Origin of the sequence: Actinosynnema pretiosum (assembly GCF_002354875.1) — a bacterium.
Taxonomy (GTDB): Bacteria; Actinomycetota; Actinomycetes; order Mycobacteriales; family Pseudonocardiaceae; genus Actinosynnema; species Actinosynnema auranticum.
Genome location: NZ_CP023445.1, coordinates 5,339,259 through 5,355,574, shown reverse-complemented (window position 1 = coordinate 5,355,574; position 16,316 = coordinate 5,339,259). Strand labels below are relative to the sequence as shown.

The following is a 16,316-nucleotide window of genomic DNA, read 5'->3' as shown; positions in this document are numbered from 1 at the left end:
TCTCGGGGTGGTTAGGATCGCTTCGGTGATCGCAAACTCGAAATCACTGTCGTTGTGGCGGCATCGGGATTTCCTGGTGTTGTGGGCGGGTCAGTCGGTGGCGCTGGTCGGCTCGCACGTGACGACGCTGGCACTGCCCCTCATGGCGATCACCCTGCTCGGCGCGTCGCCGTTCCAGGTCGGGCTGCTGACGACGTGCGCAACGCTGCCGTGGTTGCTGCTGTCGCTGCCGGTCGGCCTGGTGGTCGACCGCACGCGCAAGCGGACCCTGTTGCTGTGGTGCGAGTCCGTCCGCGTGCCGGTGCTGGCGTCGATCCCGGTGGCGGCGGCGCTGGACGTCCTGACGCTCGGGCAGCTGTACGCGGTGACCTTCATCTCCGGGACGTGCTCGGTGGCGTTCAACGCGGCGTACCTGAGCCTGCCCTCGATCATGCTGGGCGACAGCAAGCTGGTCGACGCGAACAGCAAGTTCAGCGTGTCGTCCTCGATCGCGAACGTCGCGGGCCCGGCGGTGGGCGGGTTCCTGGTGGGCGTGCTCGGCGCGGCGAGGGCGGTCGCGGTCGACGCGGCCACGTGCGTGGTGAGCGTGGTGACGTTGTTCCTGGTCCGGCACCGCGAACCGAAGCCGCGGCGGCCACCGGCGACCGGTGGTCTCCTCCGCGAGTTGACGGCAGGCCTGCGGCTGCTGGTGGAGAACCGCTCGCTGGTGTTCATCACCTTCACCAACAGCTTCGGGGGGTTCGTCGTCGCGGGGATCGCGACGGTGTGGATCCCGTTCGCCGTGCTCGACCTGGGTTGGTCGGCGCAGGAGGTGGGCCTGGTGGCCGGCGTCGGCGCGGTGGGCGGGCTGGTGGGCAGCCTGCTCGCCAAGCCGCTCATCGACCGCTTCGGGCTGGTGCCGGTGCTGCTGGGCAGCCCGATCGCGTTCGCGCCGGGGCACCTCGTCGCCGGGACCGCGCCTTCCGGCGCGGTCGGCATGGTCGTCGCGGCGGCGGGCTTCGCCACGGCGTTCGCGGGCCTGCTGGTCTACAACATCGCCCAACGCTCCTACCGGTTGCTGTCCTGCCCGCGAGACAGGATCGGCCGGGTCAACGCGGCGGTGAACTGGGTGCAGTGGGGGCTGAGGCCGCTGGCCGGGCTCACTGCGGGAGCACTCGGCACGTGGGTCGGCCTCCGACCCGCGGTGCTGGCTTTCGCCTGCCTGCTGCCGTTGTGCGCGATCGCGTTGTGGTTCTCCCCGCTGCGCGCCGAACGGCCCCGGAGGATGGCGGTCTGACGGCGGAAGGGGCGCGGCCGTGGCCGGTCCGCGATCGGACCGGTTCGACGCGGTGGTACTTTTTCCCCGTGGGACTGGTCGAGTCGTTGTACGCTCGACGGCTGCGCCGTCAGGTGGCGAGCGGTCCGCTTCCCCGCCACGTCGCGCTCATCATGGACGGGAATCGTCGGTGGGCCCGCGAACAGGGCTACGCGAACCCCAGCATCGGCCACCTGCACGGCGGTGAGCACCTGGAGACCGTCCTGGGGTGGTGTGCCGACTTCGGCATCCGGTACGTGACCGTGTTCGTGGCGTCGAGCGACAACCTGCGCAAGCGCGGTTCGGAGGAGACGGCCTTCTTGATGGAGGTGGTCGAGCGGGTGGTGGTCGGCCGAGGACGGCCACTGGTGGCTCACCAACTACACGCGGGACGCGACGTTCGTCGTGGAGAGCCTGGAGGGCGGCGGCGAGTTCGTGCGGGTCAGACCGCGCCGGCGGCGGGTGTGCGTGCCGTTCGAGACCTCGCGGCTGGTGCTCCCGCTTGCCAGCGGCACGGTCGCGGTCACCGCGTCCTTCCCACCACCCGACCTCGTCGACCCGGCTGACGAGGTCGACGCGTACCAGGCCCCGGCAGGCCCGGCCCGGCTGGACGAGGCAGCCAAGTACTTCCTGGCACCAACCGCGTCTTCAGGACCATCGCCCGCGACGCCTACGGCTTCCGCAACCCCGTCAACCAACGCCTCCGCACCTGCTGCGCCGCCACCCGACGAGGACGTGGATGCCTCAACCTCGCTCAACTTCGATAAACCGATATCGATCAGGCAGCGCCACAGTTGAGATTAGCTCTTCTAGTCGGCAACCCTGCCAAGTCTATTCCAGAACTTCTCGATGCAGGCGTGCATACCGTCATCGGCAAGGATCTCCGTCGGACCAGGCTTGAACTTCAGTCGGACTTTGCGCTCTCGTTTCGCCGAGAAAGATTCGGCGGTGGCGAGTCCCGAAGCTTCAAGTTCGGTGACAAACTTCTTCCAGATGTCCGGTCCGTACTCCCGGGTCCACTTGAGTCGGGCATCCTCAGGCTGACGGTCGTCTAGGAGTACGATGGACCGCTCGACTCTTTGCTCCATGGTCCGTAGGAAGTATTGCGCCGCAAGCACTTCCTCGCGTGGAGGTCTGCTGTACGTGTTTTCGGCGTCGGAGACTTCGGCACCGTTGCGTTGCAGGGTTTCGAGGATGTGTTCCTTGCGGTACAGGAACTCGTTGGGGAGCTGCAACTCCACCAAGTCGGCATGCTGCACGCCATGCAGCCCCACGAGATCATGGGGTGAACCGGTCGCCCGGATCTTCTTGATCGTGGTGTTCGTGAGTGTAACGGACCAACCTCCGGCTGAGGGAAGGACGAGCCCATTGAGCTCACAGCCGATGAACTGCGCGTTGACGCCCTGAAGGTTCGACAAGTCGAGCTCGTCCGCGAACATCGCGTTGACCAGGTCCGAGTCCGCCATCTGGCCGGTTTCCTCGATGACAGCCGCCCATAACGCACCGAGGTTGGTCGCCGCGATCTGTGACTCGACCCGACGCTTCTCGACGTTGTGGAGCCGTGGTGCGAAGTCGGAGATGGCTCGGACCACGAGGTCTGCCCCGGCGGTGGTGACAACCCCGGTGACGGTCGCCGATCGCCACGGCGACTGCCAGAGCATGTCCTGGAACAGATGACGGGGCCCGTCGAGGAGATAGCGGCTCGCCGCGCCCGCCAGGAACTGGTCGAAGAACAGCTCGTGTTGAAAGCCGAAACGTGCGCTGGGGGTGTCGTCGGTGGCTGCGGTGAAGCCACAAAGATCCGGCAGCCGGTCCTTGAGATAACGCCGTTGGGAGAGTTCGTCGTTGATGGCGAGCTCCGCTGCGTCCCGGAGTTCGCTGATATCCGCTTCGCGCTCGTCGTGGTTTGCCATGAGCTCGGCCACGTACTCGAACATTCGCCGCAGTTCAGTTCGGCTCATGAGCGGGGTGTCGGCCGGTCCCATGAGTTTGGTTTCCTCGCGCGCGACGTACTTGTCGAGAAGTCGGTCGGCCAGACTGTTGGTGCCGATCTCGGCTTCGTCCGGGTTGAGCGTCATCTCCGCGAATGCATGAGCGAAGAAGGGCAGCCCCAGCAACTGGCGGTCGTGCTCTGATAACCGATTCAGACTCCCAGGCGGAACTCCATACTCGTCGAGGAACTCCTGTACGTCCTCCGCGGACCACCGCTGCACGGCCGCGACGCGGTGTCGCACGAACATCCCTTGCTCGGTAGCCCGCGCGACACTCGAGCGGTACCGCCCCATGTAGTAGGAGGAACGGGCAGACACCACCACGACGCCGCGGCCTCCGAGGCCGTCAAGCCAGGGACGCAACGACCCGATCGCATCGCTGTACCCGACCCCGCCGAGCAGTTCGTCGAAACCGTCGATGAGTAGCGTCATAAGGCCGTTGCGGCACAGGGCTTTCACGCCCTCGTCGGTGAGGTTCCTGGTCGAGGCAACAGCGCTTTCCACGACAGTGCTGAGGCTGTCGAGCACCTGACCGGTGGATCGCACGTAGAGGAACAGTGCGCGGTCGGACGGCTCGCCAGCCTGCAACGACTGTTCGACTTCCCGCGCACGCGTCTTCGCCGCGTCGAGCATCGCGCGGGTCTTGCCGATGCCCGCCTCACCGTTGATGAAGACGACCTGTGTCTGGCCACGGTTGGACTCGAGATCCTCGTCCACGCCGTCGATGAGCGCGGAGAAAGGCTGGGCGGGTTCCGTGTGGCTGCCGTCGATGTCGGAGATGACCACATTGGCTTCGCGGACGATGCGATGTTCTGGGGCCTTCCAGCCCAGGGTTTTCTCTTCTTCGGCTGAGAGTTTGCGTTCCAGTTGCTCGAGCTGCTGCCGCAGGCGAGTGGCGACGACCTGCCAGTTTGCCAGCGCACGCAGGCAGTCCGAGTACGAGGCCCAGCCGGACTCCGCGTGCCACTGCCGGACGTTGTCGGGGCCCAGCCTGAAGCAGTCCCGCCGGGGCTGGGTTCCAGCGCCCTCCCCGGTTGCTCGTTCCCAGTAGTACTCGAACCCTCGCTCGTTGTCGGCGTAGACAGGTTCGCAGTCGTAATCGGCGAAGCCGCGAAGGTCTTTTGCGACGTCCTTGGCGAACGCGTCCAAAACGTCCGTGCCCTCCTTTTGCGGCTTGAGAAGCGGCTGAAGTGCCGCGTTGACCGCTTCGTCAGACGGCGAGTTGCTCACCGACTTGCCGCCGAAGCAGAGGAAGCTGGGCTTGTCGCCCATGAACCTGGAGTAGAGATTCCAGACGCCGTCCGGTTGCATATAGAGGAACGGCCACAGCGACACCCAGTCTTTGTTCCAGAAGAATGATAATCGCCGTACGCCGTGCTCGCCCTCCTCGAACGACAGTTCTGCCCCGTCGAGGGCTTCGATGACCGCGTCGGCGATAGACTCGATCAGCTTGTCCAGCGTGGCCAGCTCGGCGTCATCGGCGGGCAGGGGACCGCCGTGGCTGATATGGTCACGCAACCGCTTGAGGCTGCGAAGTTCTCCGGACCCTCCTGCAAAGCCCTGGTCGTACAGATCCAGAATCCTGGTGATCGCTCGGCCGACGCGGTCCGCCGGTACCGTCGAGCACTCATCCAGCAGCGGGACGGCGCGTCGAAGGTAACCAGTCCACTCGCCGAGGCCTGGGGACCGGCCAATCCGAGCGGAGGAACGTCCGCCTGCCCGCACGATCGCCGCTGCCAGCAACGCGACGAAGCGAAGTTCGAAGTCGAGCACGGAGAACCCTTCGTGGACGCTGCGCGGCAAGCCCGTCGGCTGAGAGAGGTAGGAAGCCTCCATCAGCTCGAACACCTGTGCTGGTGTGAGTTGGTGCCCGTCCTCTGCCATCAGTCCTCCGTCTTGGGCTTCGGCTCGTTTCGCGATGACGCACCTTATCCACAAAAAACGCCGTGGCGCGGCAGATAGATCTCTTGGTTGCCATCATGCGATATGGCAACTGATGAGTTTATCCATCGTGTAGAGGAACCAGGTTTCCTTTCCGATAGATCGCAACTTGAGTTGCTCTCATGACCGGGATGTCGCCGAACCTACCCGCCCCGCAGCCCGACACCGCGCTCACCGCCGCCGTGCGCGAGCTTGCCTGGCGGCACGCCCTCGACCGCACCGGGCACGACCCCGACGACCCCGGCGGCCCGCGCGGCCCGTTCGACGCCGTCCTGGACCCGGCCGGACAGGCCGACGCCGTGCTCGACCTGCTCGCCGCCGTCCGCGATCTCGACCAAGCCCTGCAGACCGTGCTCACCGAGACCGTCGCCCTCGCCGGGCACACCGGCGCCAGCGGACCGACCATTGGCGCGCGGCTAGGGGTCACCGGCGCCGCCGTGCGCAAGCGCTGGCCCGAGGCCGTGGCCCGCCACGGCGGACCGCGCACCAGCACCTGGCGCGACCACACCCCCGAACATGCCGCCGCCCGCCGGGCCGAGGCCGAGCGGCTGCACGCCCTCTGGCTCGACCACACCCGCGACCTGCTCGCCCGGATGCGCGAGAACGCCAGGGAACAGGAGCTCCACATCGCCCGCGTAGCCGAGGAGAACCTGGCGATGGGCCTTCCCGTGCCCCCGCGCGGCCTGGAGATCCTACGCCAAGGTCCGCGCCGAACGCACCGCCCAAGCGGCCGCCGCCGTCCCGAACACCGACTCCGCGTGGTCCACCGCCCACGCCGTCGCGGCGGCGGTCTCGGACGGCGGGCAGGACCCGGAGCCGGTCGTCGCCGAGCGCGGCGACCTGGGCGCGGTCGGGAACGCGGGCGCGCGGTGAGCGGCGCCGAGCTGGAACCCGCCGGGACCGGGCGGTGGGACGGGGAGGGGGGGCCGTCGTTGGAGCGGCGGCTGAACCTGTGGCTGGGCAAGTTCGCCAGCGCGCACTCGCGCCGCGCCTACGCCGACGCCGACGCCGACGCCGACGCCCTGGGCATCCCCCACCACGCCCGCCACTGGCACCCCACCGACGAACGCGACCGCGCCGCGCGGCCGCGCAGGCCGCTGCGGCGCGGCACCGCGTTCCTGCCCTGGTGCCACGCCCACGGCCTGGACCCACTGCACCAGGTCGGCCTGGAGCAGATCCAGCTGTGGCCGGCCGACGTCGCCGCCTCGGGCTTGGCCAAACGCACCCGCGCGCAGATGCTCACCGTCGTCGCCGAGTTCTACACCGCCCTGCAACGCCAGGGCCTGCCCGTGGGCAACCCCGCCGCCCTGGTCGACACCCGCACCACCGGCCTGCGCGGCACAGCCACCGACGACGACCAGGTCGACCTCGACGCCGACCAGGTCCGCCAACTCCTGCTCGCCGCCCGCCGCGGCACCGGACGCGGACGCGACCTCACCCGCGAACGCGACCTGGCCGCCCTGACCCTGCTCGCGGTCACCGGCGCCCGCGCCGCCGAGATCGTCGGCCTGGACCTGGCCGACTACCGCCGCCCCGACCCCGCAGGGCCCGCGACCCTGGTGCTGCACGGCAAGGGCGCCAAGGCCCGCACCGCCACCCTCGAGCCCGCCGTCGCCGACGAGATCGACGCCTGGCTGCGCGTGCGCGCCCACACCACCGACGGCGCCCTGCCCGCCCTGCCCGGCACCCCGAACGGCGGGCGGCAACCGCTGTTGACCACCCGTACCGGAACCCGCCTGCACGTCAACCACCTGCAGGCCATCCTGCGCGCCGTCGCCGCCCGACCCGGCTGCCCGCTGCGCGGCATCGCCCACCGCCTGCACCCCCACGCCCTGCGCGGGGCGTTCATCACCATCGCCCTGGACGCGGGCGTGCCCATCGACCAGGTCCAGGCCGCTGCGGGCCACGCCCACATCTCCACCACCCAGGGCTACGACCACCGCCGCGGCCGACGCCGCACCAAGGCCTTCACCATCGTCTCCGGCCTGGTCACCGACCACATAGACGAGGACGAGGGGCGGTAAAGCATGCCCTAACGCTGCACGTCCCACCACCGTGCCGCACGCACTGCCCCGCCCCGCACTCCCTGTCCTAGATGACCGGGGGATCGCGGTGGGTCCGGCAGCACGACCGGCACTGGCACCAACGGCACCACTTGCAGGCGCCGCCACCCGGTTCCGCGACGCTTCACAAACTCGGGCAGGTCATAGGCAGTCCACCCCAACGGCCACACCGACTCAGTCGACTTCCCCTGAGGCTGTAGCACACCGTCATCAGCCGTTTCGGACTCGACGACAGGCCGCCGAAACGATGTGGGCAGACCCGACCGCGACACCCACACTCGCCGACCGTCGAATCCGCCTATAAACATGGAAAGAAAACGGACAACGTCCCCCTTGTCGTCGTTCAAGATCGCGTTATCGAACCTGACGGGTTCGGCGAAAACCGTTCCGTCGAACCTGGCGGTACCGCTGAAGGTCGCGTCGAGAAAAACAACTATGCTGGCGAAGGTCGCATTGCTGAAAATAGCATCTCCGGCAAATGTCGCATCGCCGAACCATGCATCCTTGATGAAGCTCGCGCCATCGAATTGGACGGCGTTGGTGAAGGTCGCGCCACGAAACTGGACGGCATCTGCGAAGGTCACCTTGTCGAACCAGGCGGTGTTGGAAAAGGTCGCACCATGGAACGAGGCGGTTTTGGCGAAGTTCGCGTCACGGAACCACGCGCCCTTCGTGAAGGTCGCTTTGCCGAACAGGGTTTCGTCGGTGAAATTCGCGCCACTGAACCAGGCTATTTCGGTGAAGGTCGTTTCGGCGAAAAAGGCAATATCGGTGAAGGTTGTTCTGCCGAATGAGGCAGTGCCGATAAAGACCGCTTTGTCGAATGAAGTGGTGCCGGTGAAGGTGACGTCGTCGAACGCGGCGTTGACAACTTCGAGACCCCCGGCGCTGAAGTCGACAAGGTGGGCGCCAGTGAGGTTGAAGTCGATTCCCGGCCAGAATCGCTGATCGCGTACACGGCCCCATCGGGAGCGGTGGGGTACGAGATGGTTGATGAGCAACCGCTGGGCCGACAGTCGGACCCGCCGCTCCTCCTCGTCCTCGCGCCACTGTTTCCGCTGTTGCGAGGTGGTGGGCTTCACGGGTGTCCCCACCCTCTTGGAAGCGGGGGTACTCGCAGGCTGTCCATCCTGCTCCCAGGGCATTCGCAGCAGAGAGCACACCAGGCCCACGATGCGCTGGCGCTGGTCCGGGTTGGCCTGAGCCAGGGCCTCCAGCGACTCCAGCGCGCCCAGGCGCACCATCGGGTCCGAGTCCCGGCCCAGTTGCGCCGCAGCCTTGGAGTACTGCTCGCCGATGAGGCGCTGACGGGCGTCGGCCTCGGTGTGGGCCTGGGCGCGCTCGCCCAGCCATTGACGGCGCACGGTCACCGCCAGCAGCAGCGCCCCGGCCGCGCCGGTGGCCACCGCCAGCCCGAGCCGCACCACCTCCACCCGCAACCCGGCCAACCCCACCCCCCGCCCGACCTCGTCGGGCCAGCCGGGCACGCCGGTCGTCGCCGTGGCTCCGGTCGGGACGCCGAGCACACTCGGCAGCACCACGATCGCCGCCCACCCGGCCGCGACCACCACCACGACCGCCAGCAGCATCATCCACCAGCGGATCGGCCGAACCCGCTGCTCATCACGAGCGTCCCAGCGGACGGGCCCCAGGCGGCGCACCCCGCCCGCCACCGCGACCAGGCCCAACAGTCCGACCACGGCCACCGGGCCGTACTCGCGCACCTGCCCCCGCCACGGCGTCCAGTCCACTGGGCCCGCGGCCAGCCGCACGGACACCGCCAGCAGCGCCACCCCCACCAGCAACCCGACCAGCCCTGCCGCCCACCTGCGCGGGCGCTGTCCGGGGCGGGCCCGCCGATGATCGGCCGCCCGTCGCCGCGCCACCACCCGAACCCGTACCAGCTCGGCCACGTCCCACAGCACGTCCCACGCCCACCGGCGGGCCGCCGTAACCAACCCCGATAACCCGCGCACCACGCCTTGATCCCCTTTACTGCTGGTTCTGTCCGATTCACCAGGGCACCCGCCGCGGCCGGGCGCGTCGGTCCGGGTCATCCTGCCCGGTGGCCCGTCAACGGTGAGAAGGCTGCGCGGTATGGCCACCAGGTCACCGCCCGCCATAACCGGCCCGGTCACCGGCCCTCGACCTGCGTCGCCTGGATGGCGCACCAGGCCATGCGCATGATCGCCGCCCTGCTCGACCCGAACCCGCCCACAGGCATGGGCTGGGAGCACTTGCCTGCACTCCCCGGCCTTCTGCGGCGACGCGCTGCGCCAGGCCGTGCACCGGCGGTGGGCCGCCGAAGCCACCGACGCTGAGCTCGACCTAGCCCTGTGTGACGACGCCGTGCCCCAGGGCCTGATCGGCCTCGCGTTCGCGGGCCACCGATGACGACAGCGCCTTCCCCCCCGTTCGGGATAGCCCGTCGGTGTGAAAGCGGCCCACGTAGTCGGGGATTCATCTTCCGGAACCGGCTTTGCCTCGATAAGAATCCTGCTGTCAGCAACCCTTGGGGTTTGATGGGAGTGTGTGATGGCCATCCGGCTCAAGCTCGGCAACTACGAGACGACGCAGAACGACGTGCTGGGACGCCCCCACCTCGGCTACTTCCCCCGCATGACCGAACAGGAGGCATGGGAGGCGGGCCGGGGCCTGTGGAAGATGGCCTTGGACAAGGCCGGGCGGCAGCGCTTCGCCCTCATCGTCGGCGAGGGACTGGTCCGCGCGGTCGGGGAGATCGACAACGCGGCGGTCCACGACACTCCCAACGGCCAGCGCGTGGCACTGCAGGGCAGGGCACTCGCGCAGGGGCACCCGGTGCGCGACGCTTGGATCGGGCGGCCGGACCCGGTGGTCAACGGCTCCCAGAACCCGGTCAGCTACTGCGCCCTGGACGAGGAGACCCCGTTCCGCTTCCGCCCCTGCGCCTGCGACTGCGGGCAGACCGCCGACCGCGACTTCCTGCCCGGCCACGACGTGCGCGCCATCCAGGCCCGCGTCCGTGAGCACTTCGACGGCTCCCCGCTCAAGTTCATCCGGTGGATCGACGAGCTGATGGGGTTCCACCGCAGGATCAAGGACTCCGCGCCGCGCGTGGTTGCGGTGGAGGAACCCGGCCTGCCAGCCGTCAGCTCCGTGGAGGAGGCCACGCGAAGCGCGTGAACCGGCGGGGGCAGGATGGGTGGATGGGCTTCGCGGAGTTGAGCACCGAGCGCCTGCACGAGGTCGCCGTCCACCTGGCCGCGGCCGAGGCCCTGCGCCGCACCCGGCACCGGGTCGAGGTACTCAGCGAGCCCCGCAGCCGGCTGCTGCTGGTGGGTGGGCGCCGGGTGCGGGTGTTCGCCCGCCGCACCGCCGAGCAGCGCCCGATGCGCCGGGGCACCGGCCAGGACACCTCCGACGCGCACGCCCTGGTGTTCGTGGACCTGTCCGGGGCGGTGCCGCGCTTCCACGTCACCGCCCCCGACGTCGCGGTCGGCCGGGTCGAGGCGGGGCTGGACGACTGGCCGCTGCTGGAGCGACTCGATGCACGAGGCTGACCTCGACGCGCTCACCGGGCCCGCCCGCAGCCTGCAGGTGGTCGCGCGCGAGCGGCGGTGGACGCACCTGTCGCTGTGCGTGCTGGACGCGGTGTTCTCCATCGGCGCCCACTACAGCGGCGTCACGCGCGTCTGCCACGCCTACGCCGACCACGCCGCCCTGCCCGACCGGCTGCTGCCGGTCGGCCGGGCACGGGAGGTGGTGGGCACCGGGCTGGAGCAGCCCTTGGACGCTCTGCTCGAGCTCGGCGAGCGGATCGGCCCCGATCGGCTGGCCGCCGAGGTCCTGGCCCACCGGGGCCGCACCAGCCCCCGCGGCGGGGTCCTCAAAGCCCACGCGGCGCTCGAGTACGCCCGTACCCTGACCGGCCACGGGGTGATGCGCCTGGACGACGCCACCGACCTGCTCACCGACGACGACCGGTTCAAGCTGGTGCGGGACGGGTTGGCGCGGATCCCCGGCCACGGCAGCGGCGCGCGCCTGTCCTACCTGTGGATGCTCGTCGGCGACGAGCGGCGGGTCAAACCCGACCGGATGGTGCTGGGCTGGCTGACACACCACCTGGGACGACCGGTGGACGCCGGGCAGGCCCAGGTGCTGCTGGTCGCGCTGGCCGACCGCGTGGGCCGCACCCCGTGGGAGCTGGACCACGCGATCTGGCGACACCGCCCCACCACCGCCCGATCCCGCCGGAAAACGGCCTGCCGCGACGACGCCGGACCACCGCCCACGCCCCCAGCGCCTACCGGGTGACCTGTGGCGTTGGTCGTGGTCAGGGGTGCCAGAGGAGTCTGACCTCGCGGCGCGGGTCCAGGGCGTGGACGCGGGCGGCGCCGTCGGTGACGATCGGGAAACCGGTGTCGGCGGACACCGACACCAGGTGCGCCACCGCCATCGCCTGCGCGTCGCCCGCGAGTTCGGCGGGCTGATCGGCGGCGGCCAGGGTGTCGGCGACGCCATAGGCGCGCGCGGCGTCGACCGGGTCGAGCCCGACCAGCGCTGGCAGCACCGCCACCGCCTCCTGCCCCCGCGGCCCGCGCACCCGCGCATCGGTCAGGGCCTGCGCCAGCACCAGCGCGGGCACGATCAGCGCCTGGCCCTCGTGCACGGCCAACCACACCGCCGCCTCGGCGCGCTCGTCACCACAGGTGAACCCGATCACGGCCGGGGTGTCGAGCACCCACCGCCCCCCAGCACACCAGCATGCGACGGGGCACAACGGTCACCGAGACGGTCATGGAGTGCCTGCGCGCGCCCGAGCCGGTGGCGCTGGACACCCTGTGCGGGCATGTGCGCTCGCTGCAGCGCCTGGTGGTGCTCGCGGTGCGCCGTGAGGCGGGTGTCGACCACTGAGTGCTGCACACCGCGCCCGAGGCGACGGAGCCCCTGAGGGCGCAGACCACGCCGGACAACGGATTCAGGGTGTGGAGCAGCGAGCAGGCCGACCCGCTGCCTCTGCACGGGGTCTTCCCCGCCCCGGTGCGCGCCGAGCTCCCGACGCCGCAGCAGATGTTGTTCACCCTGCGGACAGTGCCCCTGAGCGCGGTACTGCCCCGCTGGCAGGAGCACGCCGACCGGTTGGGCGGGGGTCCTGTGTCCCTGGCGATTGCCAATGATCGCGATGCGCTGCTCGAGCCGCGCCTGATGGCCGCGGCCACCGCCACCGAGACCCTGCACTCGCTACTCGGCGGCCTGGGCTCGCACGAGAGCGCGCTGCCCGAGGCCGACTTCGCACTGCTCACACAGCGCATCGAAGCTGCGGTTGACGCCGCGGTCGCCGAGCACCCGCACCCGCACCTGCGCGCACACCGGCGCCCGGTGCTGGAACTGTTCCACAACCGCCACCGCGGCCCCACCCCGCACACCCGGTTGCTCGACCTGGCCACCGGGCTGGGCGAGCACGCCATGCCGCTGTTCACCGGCCCCACGTCCGGACAGGTGCCACCTGCTGCGGGAGTCGCGGCTGTGGGCGAGGTGCTCGCCTGGGCCAAGGCAACCAAGCACGCGCGCAACGGCATCGTCCACAACGGCCGCGCCGCCCTGGACTTCGAGGCCGCGACCGCCGCCCTGCTGCTCACCACGGCGGTGGTCGAGGTGTTGGTGCTGCGTGAGCTGGGCATGTCCGAGCAGCGCTTGGCCGTCCTGGTCCACCGTCAGCACTCCGGGTTGGCCCGGCGCGTCCGCGAGCACCTGCTGCCACTGCTCGACCACGCGCCGGTCACACCGCAGGATAAGCCCGGCGCGTTGACGGCCGTGGTCGAGGCTGTGGCCGGAGCCCGCAACGGCTGCTCCGCCAGGCGGGCCGGCTCGACGGCATCCTTGCGGAACTGCTCGGGGGAGTTCGACTTGCCTGACGCGGGGAACGTCCTTCCCCGGACCGCTGTCTGGGATCAGGGTGTCCGGTCCAAGGGACAACCTCACCACACGCAGAACTCCGAAGAAACGCTCGCACCGACGACGGAGGACGTCACCGGGTGACTCCCGGCGGCGCAGCAAAGCCGACCGACGGCCGGACAGTGTGGTCTGGGGCGGCGGTGAACGCCGCCGCCCCAGACCACACGTCACCCGTTGTCGCTGTCGAACAGCCTGGTCGGCGTATTCAGGGCCAGCGGGTGCGGCTCGCCGGTCAGCACGGACAGCGCGGCGGCGACCTCCTCCAGGTCGGCTTTCGTGTAGACCGCGATCGCGCCGGGCTTGGCGTCGCCGCTGGGTCGGTGACCGGCGTAGGCGCGGGCCACCGCCTCGCCGAAGTTGCGCTCCACCCATTTCAGGGTGGTGTGGCGCAACCAGTGCGTGGAGATGTTCTGCGTGCGCACCGGTTCGACGTGCTCGCGCAGCCGGTCCCACAGCCCGTCGTAGCGCCGGTAGGTCAACGGCTTGCCGTTGTGGTAGCGCAGCACCTTGCTGGTCGGCTCACGCGCCCCGCGATGGTAGGCGTGGTCCATCAGATGCGTCATCAGCGTCGGCGACACCGGCTGCCACCGGCTCTGCTCTCCCTTCTCGTGCAACAGCACCAGGCACTGCTCCTGGTCCAGGCCGTCGAGCTCCAACGCCAACGCCCCGCCGCGGCGGGCGGCGGTCTCGACGTGGAACCGGATCAACAGCGCGTCCAGCGCCGGGTCGTCCCCGGTGCCGGAGGCGGCCTCGGTGACCGCCTCCAGCACCGTGTTGTTGAGCCCGCGTCGCGTGGGGATCGCCCGCTTGGGCTTGTTCACCTTCCGCGTCGGATCCTGAGCGACCGGGATCAGCCCGTCGTCGACGGCGAACCTGTACAGGCACCGGGTGGCGCTGAACATGTGCTCGGCCGCGCTGTGCCCACCGCGCCAGTTGCGCCGCCGCACCGCCGTCTGTCGGATGTGCCCGAACAACCACGTCAGGTCAGAGGCGGGCAACTCGTCCAACCGGCGCTCGGGCCACAGCGCCACCAACCTGTTCCAGTAGGTGCTGTACAGCTTGCGCGTGCCCTCGCCCACCAACCCCGACACCACCGGCACCCACTCGGCGAACGTGGGCGCCTCCCGCGGCGGCGCGGCCGGCTGCGAGGCCACCAACGCCTCCGGCGACACCCCCAACAGCGCCAGCACCTGACGCGCCTTCTCCAACTCCTCCGCACTCGGCCCGGCCCGGTCCGTCACGACGCACCACCCACCGCACCGACACCGGACCCGTCGACCTGTGCCCGTGCCGGACCTGGACCGGTTGCCGTGCCCTCGGCGTCGAACGGCCGCGACGCCACCACCACCTGACGTGGATCGTGAAGGGCCTTGTCCAGCACCGCCAGGCTGTGGATCACCATCGCCGCGCGCTCGGGCACCGCGACCAGCAGCACCGGATCACCGGTCCCGAACGACCACCAGCGCCGCACCGTCAGCGGAATCTGGATCAACCCGCGCCTGCTCAACGCGAACACACCCTCGGGGTTGCGCTGGAGCACCAGCGAGGACCCGTGCAACCGGATGTCCAGCCGCTCCCGCGGAACCCACCGCAACAGCGCCAACAACGGCCGGTTGGCCAACCGGCCACGGTCGTCGAAGCGCGCCAGGGCGTAACGCGGCCGATCCCGCACACTCAACGGCCCCAGCTCCCGGACCGAGGGCGCGGGCGTGCGCCGCTTGTCCAGAATCCGACGCTGCGAAGCAGATGGTGATGATTGTCCGACCTCGGCCGAGACGGCCTTGTCGGTCGGCGCGCCGGAAATACCGCCTGGATTTCCAGAATGGTTCCGGCGGGAATTGTTACCCGGTAGAAGACCGGCGATCACTTTGTCAGTCACGACCACCACCGCCTGGGGCGGTAGCGGCCGTGCCGACCACTTGAACACCCGACCGACAAGCCCGATCGGATACCTGAACTGGTGTTATTGGACGGGGATCCAACACACGATCTTGTGTCCGAGGGGCGACTTGCGCACTATCCACACAGGTCGACCTCGGCTCTCTTGGTTAGCTGATGATGTACGTCAAGTTTTTGGGCACCTATTCCCAACCGGTGGCGGACGGTGGGAATTCTGCGCTTGGGTGCTGCGAGGGCGAGTTGAGGCGCACTGGAACTACTTCAAAGAGAACTTCAAAACTCATTGGCGCTAGCGCGTGCAGGGATGACCCGATGAAGTGCGCCCCGATGTTTATATCTCCGCTCAGTGCTCGCGAGATTGTGGAACGGTTGAGGTCCATTGCTCTGGCGAGTGAGTAACTAGAGTGGTAGCCAGCCAACTGGGCGGTTCTGGCGAATATTTCACTACGAAGTGCTACTGTGTGTGCCACTTTTCGCCTTTCGGTTTCTTTTGCTTTTGATCGATAGTTGCGTCAACGCAACGGTGTGGCGACGTCCGGAGGATGTCTTCTGTGGACTTGCTGCGACCTGGTGGGTCGTGGGCGTGACCGGATGCTATGTCGTCATAAGTCGTGCTTAGGTCGTTCCGATGCGACTTGATTGCTTCCAGTCTTGACTTGCAACTGGAGTCAACTTGGAAGCAAGGTTGAAAGAGATGAGCGAAGCTCGCGAGGATGCTGGTCCGATATTCGCAGAGGACGAGGCAGGCGAACGAGCTGCGATTGGGTTGCTGAGCCCCAAGGAGTACGCGGCTGCCGTCGTGGAGTTGGTCACCTCCGCCGCGCCCGATGTGTTCGCGGTGCTGGTGGAGGATGAAGAGCCGCCGGACGCTGAAATCGTGGCTTGGGGGATGGCTTTCGAGGGGCGGGCCGAGATGGTCTCAACTGACGGGTCGTTCCGGGCCTTGTGCCGGGACGCGGAAAGTGCTCTCCAATCCCTTGCCAGCTCGGGCGGGCTGAAGGTGCGGCTGGTGTGGGTCACGCCCGACATGGTGCTTCGGAAGTTGCTCGCCAAGTAGATCCGCCGCTGTGTCGACAGTAGGACGTGGGACGGCTGCGGAACGCGCGACGTGGGGTGCGCGTTCCGCAGCCGTTCCGAGCCCTGGGGGACAGGGGGCGGTGAGGGTGTCCCGGTGTCGGTTTTGAGTGTTTT

General features: G+C 68.9%; 14 protein-coding genes and 1 pseudogene. 10 read left to right on the top strand and 5 right to left on the bottom strand.

Annotation, left to right across the window (positions count from 1 at the left end; all coding sequences use genetic code 11):
- The first annotated feature begins 7 nt into the window (after nucleotides 1-7).
- The 3 genes and pseudogenes from CNX65_RS22715 (at nucleotide 8) to CNX65_RS37300 (ending at nucleotide 2,092) form a co-directional block, all read left to right on the top strand.
- Nucleotides 8-1,276 (top strand): MFS transporter, encoded by a 1,269-nt coding sequence (locus CNX65_RS22715; RefSeq protein ID WP_309141937.1) that lies wholly within the window; start codon nucleotides 8-10, stop codon nucleotides 1,274-1,276.
- 152 nt (nucleotides 1,277-1,428) lie between these two features.
- Nucleotides 1,429-1,632: pseudogene (locus CNX65_RS38385) on the top strand (undecaprenyl diphosphate synthase family protein); the annotation flags it as partial.
- A gap of 67 nt (nucleotides 1,633-1,699) precedes the next feature.
- The gene (locus tag CNX65_RS37300; RefSeq protein WP_232519962.1) at nucleotides 1,700-2,092 is read left to right on the top strand and encodes a hypothetical protein; all 393 of its coding nucleotides are present in this window, start codon (nucleotides 1,700-1,702) and stop codon (nucleotides 2,090-2,092) included.
- An 11-nt stretch (nucleotides 2,093-2,103) separates the two neighbouring features.
- On the opposite strand, the gene CNX65_RS22705 is transcribed toward CNX65_RS37300, so the two are convergent.
- Nucleotides 2,104-5,133 carry an NACHT domain-containing protein gene (locus CNX65_RS22705; RefSeq protein ID WP_096495581.1) on the bottom strand — a complete coding sequence of 1,010 codons (3,030 nt, stop codon included), beginning with the start codon at nucleotides 5,131-5,133 and terminating at the stop codon, nucleotides 2,104-2,106.
- 215 nt (nucleotides 5,134-5,348) lie between these two features.
- Here CNX65_RS22705 and CNX65_RS35590 point away from each other — a divergent pair, with 215 nt between their 5' ends.
- Nucleotides 5,349-7,250 (top strand): tyrosine-type recombinase/integrase, encoded by a 1,902-nt coding sequence (locus tag CNX65_RS35590; protein WP_157767794.1) that lies wholly within the window; start codon nucleotides 5,349-5,351, stop codon nucleotides 7,248-7,250.
- An 8-nt stretch (nucleotides 7,251-7,258) separates the two neighbouring features.
- Here CNX65_RS35590 and CNX65_RS22685 read toward each other — a convergent pair whose 3' ends face one another.
- On the bottom strand, nucleotides 7,259-9,214 hold the full coding sequence (locus CNX65_RS22685) for a pentapeptide repeat-containing protein (protein WP_157767793.1): 1,956 nt from the start codon (nucleotides 9,212-9,214) through the stop codon (nucleotides 7,259-7,261).
- Between the two features lie 610 nt (nucleotides 9,215-9,824).
- On the opposite strand from CNX65_RS22685, the gene CNX65_RS22680 reads away from it, so the two are divergent.
- From CNX65_RS22680 to CNX65_RS22670, 3 genes are read left to right on the top strand one after another with little or no spacing between them, the layout of a single operon-like run.
- Complete coding sequence (locus CNX65_RS22680; RefSeq protein ID WP_177154311.1) at nucleotides 9,825-10,454, top strand: hypothetical protein; 630 nt, start codon at nucleotides 9,825-9,827, stop codon at nucleotides 10,452-10,454.
- Nucleotides 10,455-10,477: 23 nt separating this feature from the next.
- The gene (locus CNX65_RS22675) at nucleotides 10,478-10,831 is read left to right on the top strand and encodes a hypothetical protein (RefSeq protein WP_096495577.1); all 354 of its coding nucleotides are present in this window, start codon (nucleotides 10,478-10,480) and stop codon (nucleotides 10,829-10,831) included.
- Nucleotides 10,818-11,585 carry a hypothetical protein gene (locus CNX65_RS22670; protein WP_096495576.1) on the top strand — a complete coding sequence of 256 codons (768 nt, stop codon included), beginning with the start codon at nucleotides 10,818-10,820 and terminating at the stop codon, nucleotides 11,583-11,585. Before CNX65_RS22675 ends, CNX65_RS22670 begins: the two co-directional genes overlap by 14 nt.
- Before the next feature lie 19 nt (nucleotides 11,586-11,604).
- Here the strand turns inward: CNX65_RS22670 and CNX65_RS22665 are convergent, their stop codons facing one another.
- Nucleotides 11,605-12,012: a hypothetical protein gene (locus CNX65_RS22665; protein WP_096495575.1), complete on the bottom strand. Its 408-nt coding sequence runs from the start codon at nucleotides 12,010-12,012 to the stop codon at nucleotides 11,605-11,607.
- 23 nt (nucleotides 12,013-12,035) lie between these two features.
- Between CNX65_RS22665 and CNX65_RS35585 the strand changes: the two genes are divergently transcribed.
- A complete protein-coding gene (locus CNX65_RS35585; RefSeq protein ID WP_157767792.1) occupies nucleotides 12,036-12,185 on the top strand; it encodes a hypothetical protein in 150 nt (49 codons plus the stop codon).
- Nucleotides 12,186-13,310 carry a HEPN domain-containing protein gene (locus CNX65_RS22660; RefSeq protein WP_096495574.1) on the top strand — a complete coding sequence of 375 codons (1,125 nt, stop codon included), beginning with the start codon at nucleotides 12,186-12,188 and terminating at the stop codon, nucleotides 13,308-13,310.
- A gap of 83 nt (nucleotides 13,311-13,393) precedes the next feature.
- On the opposite strand, the gene CNX65_RS22655 is transcribed toward CNX65_RS22660, so the two are convergent.
- Both CNX65_RS22655 and CNX65_RS22650 read right to left on the bottom strand, forming a co-directional pair.
- Nucleotides 13,394-14,467: a tyrosine-type recombinase/integrase gene (locus tag CNX65_RS22655; RefSeq protein WP_096495573.1), complete on the bottom strand. Its 1,074-nt coding sequence runs from the start codon at nucleotides 14,465-14,467 to the stop codon at nucleotides 13,394-13,396.
- Nucleotides 14,464-15,105 carry a hypothetical protein gene (locus tag CNX65_RS22650; RefSeq protein WP_232519961.1) on the bottom strand — a complete coding sequence of 214 codons (642 nt, stop codon included), beginning with the start codon at nucleotides 15,103-15,105 and terminating at the stop codon, nucleotides 14,464-14,466. The genes CNX65_RS22655 and CNX65_RS22650 overlap by 4 nt, the downstream gene beginning before the upstream one ends.
- 714 nt (nucleotides 15,106-15,819) lie before the next feature.
- Here CNX65_RS22650 and CNX65_RS22640 point away from each other — a divergent pair.
- Nucleotides 15,820-16,182: a hypothetical protein gene (locus CNX65_RS22640; RefSeq protein WP_157767791.1), complete on the top strand. Its 363-nt coding sequence runs from the start codon at nucleotides 15,820-15,822 to the stop codon at nucleotides 16,180-16,182.
- Nucleotides 16,183-16,316: the final 134 nt, after the last annotated feature.

Coding starts and splice junctions, on each gene's coding strand:
- CNX65_RS22640 (WP_157767791.1), top strand. CDS start 15,820: ATGAGCGAAGCTCGCGAGGATGCTGGTCCGATATTCGCAGAGGACGAG.
- CNX65_RS22675 (WP_096495577.1), top strand. CDS start 10,478: ATGGGCTTCGCGGAGTTGAGCACCGAGCGCCTGCACGAGGTCGCCGTC.
- CNX65_RS22670 (WP_096495576.1), top strand. CDS start 10,818: ATGCACGAGGCTGACCTCGACGCGCTCACCGGGCCCGCCCGCAGCCTG.
- CNX65_RS22680 (WP_177154311.1), top strand. CDS start 9,825: ATGGCCATCCGGCTCAAGCTCGGCAACTACGAGACGACGCAGAACGAC.
- CNX65_RS35585 (WP_157767792.1), top strand. CDS start 12,036: ATGCGACGGGGCACAACGGTCACCGAGACGGTCATGGAGTGCCTGCGC.
- CNX65_RS35590 (WP_157767794.1), top strand. CDS start 5,349: ATGACCGGGATGTCGCCGAACCTACCCGCCCCGCAGCCCGACACCGCG.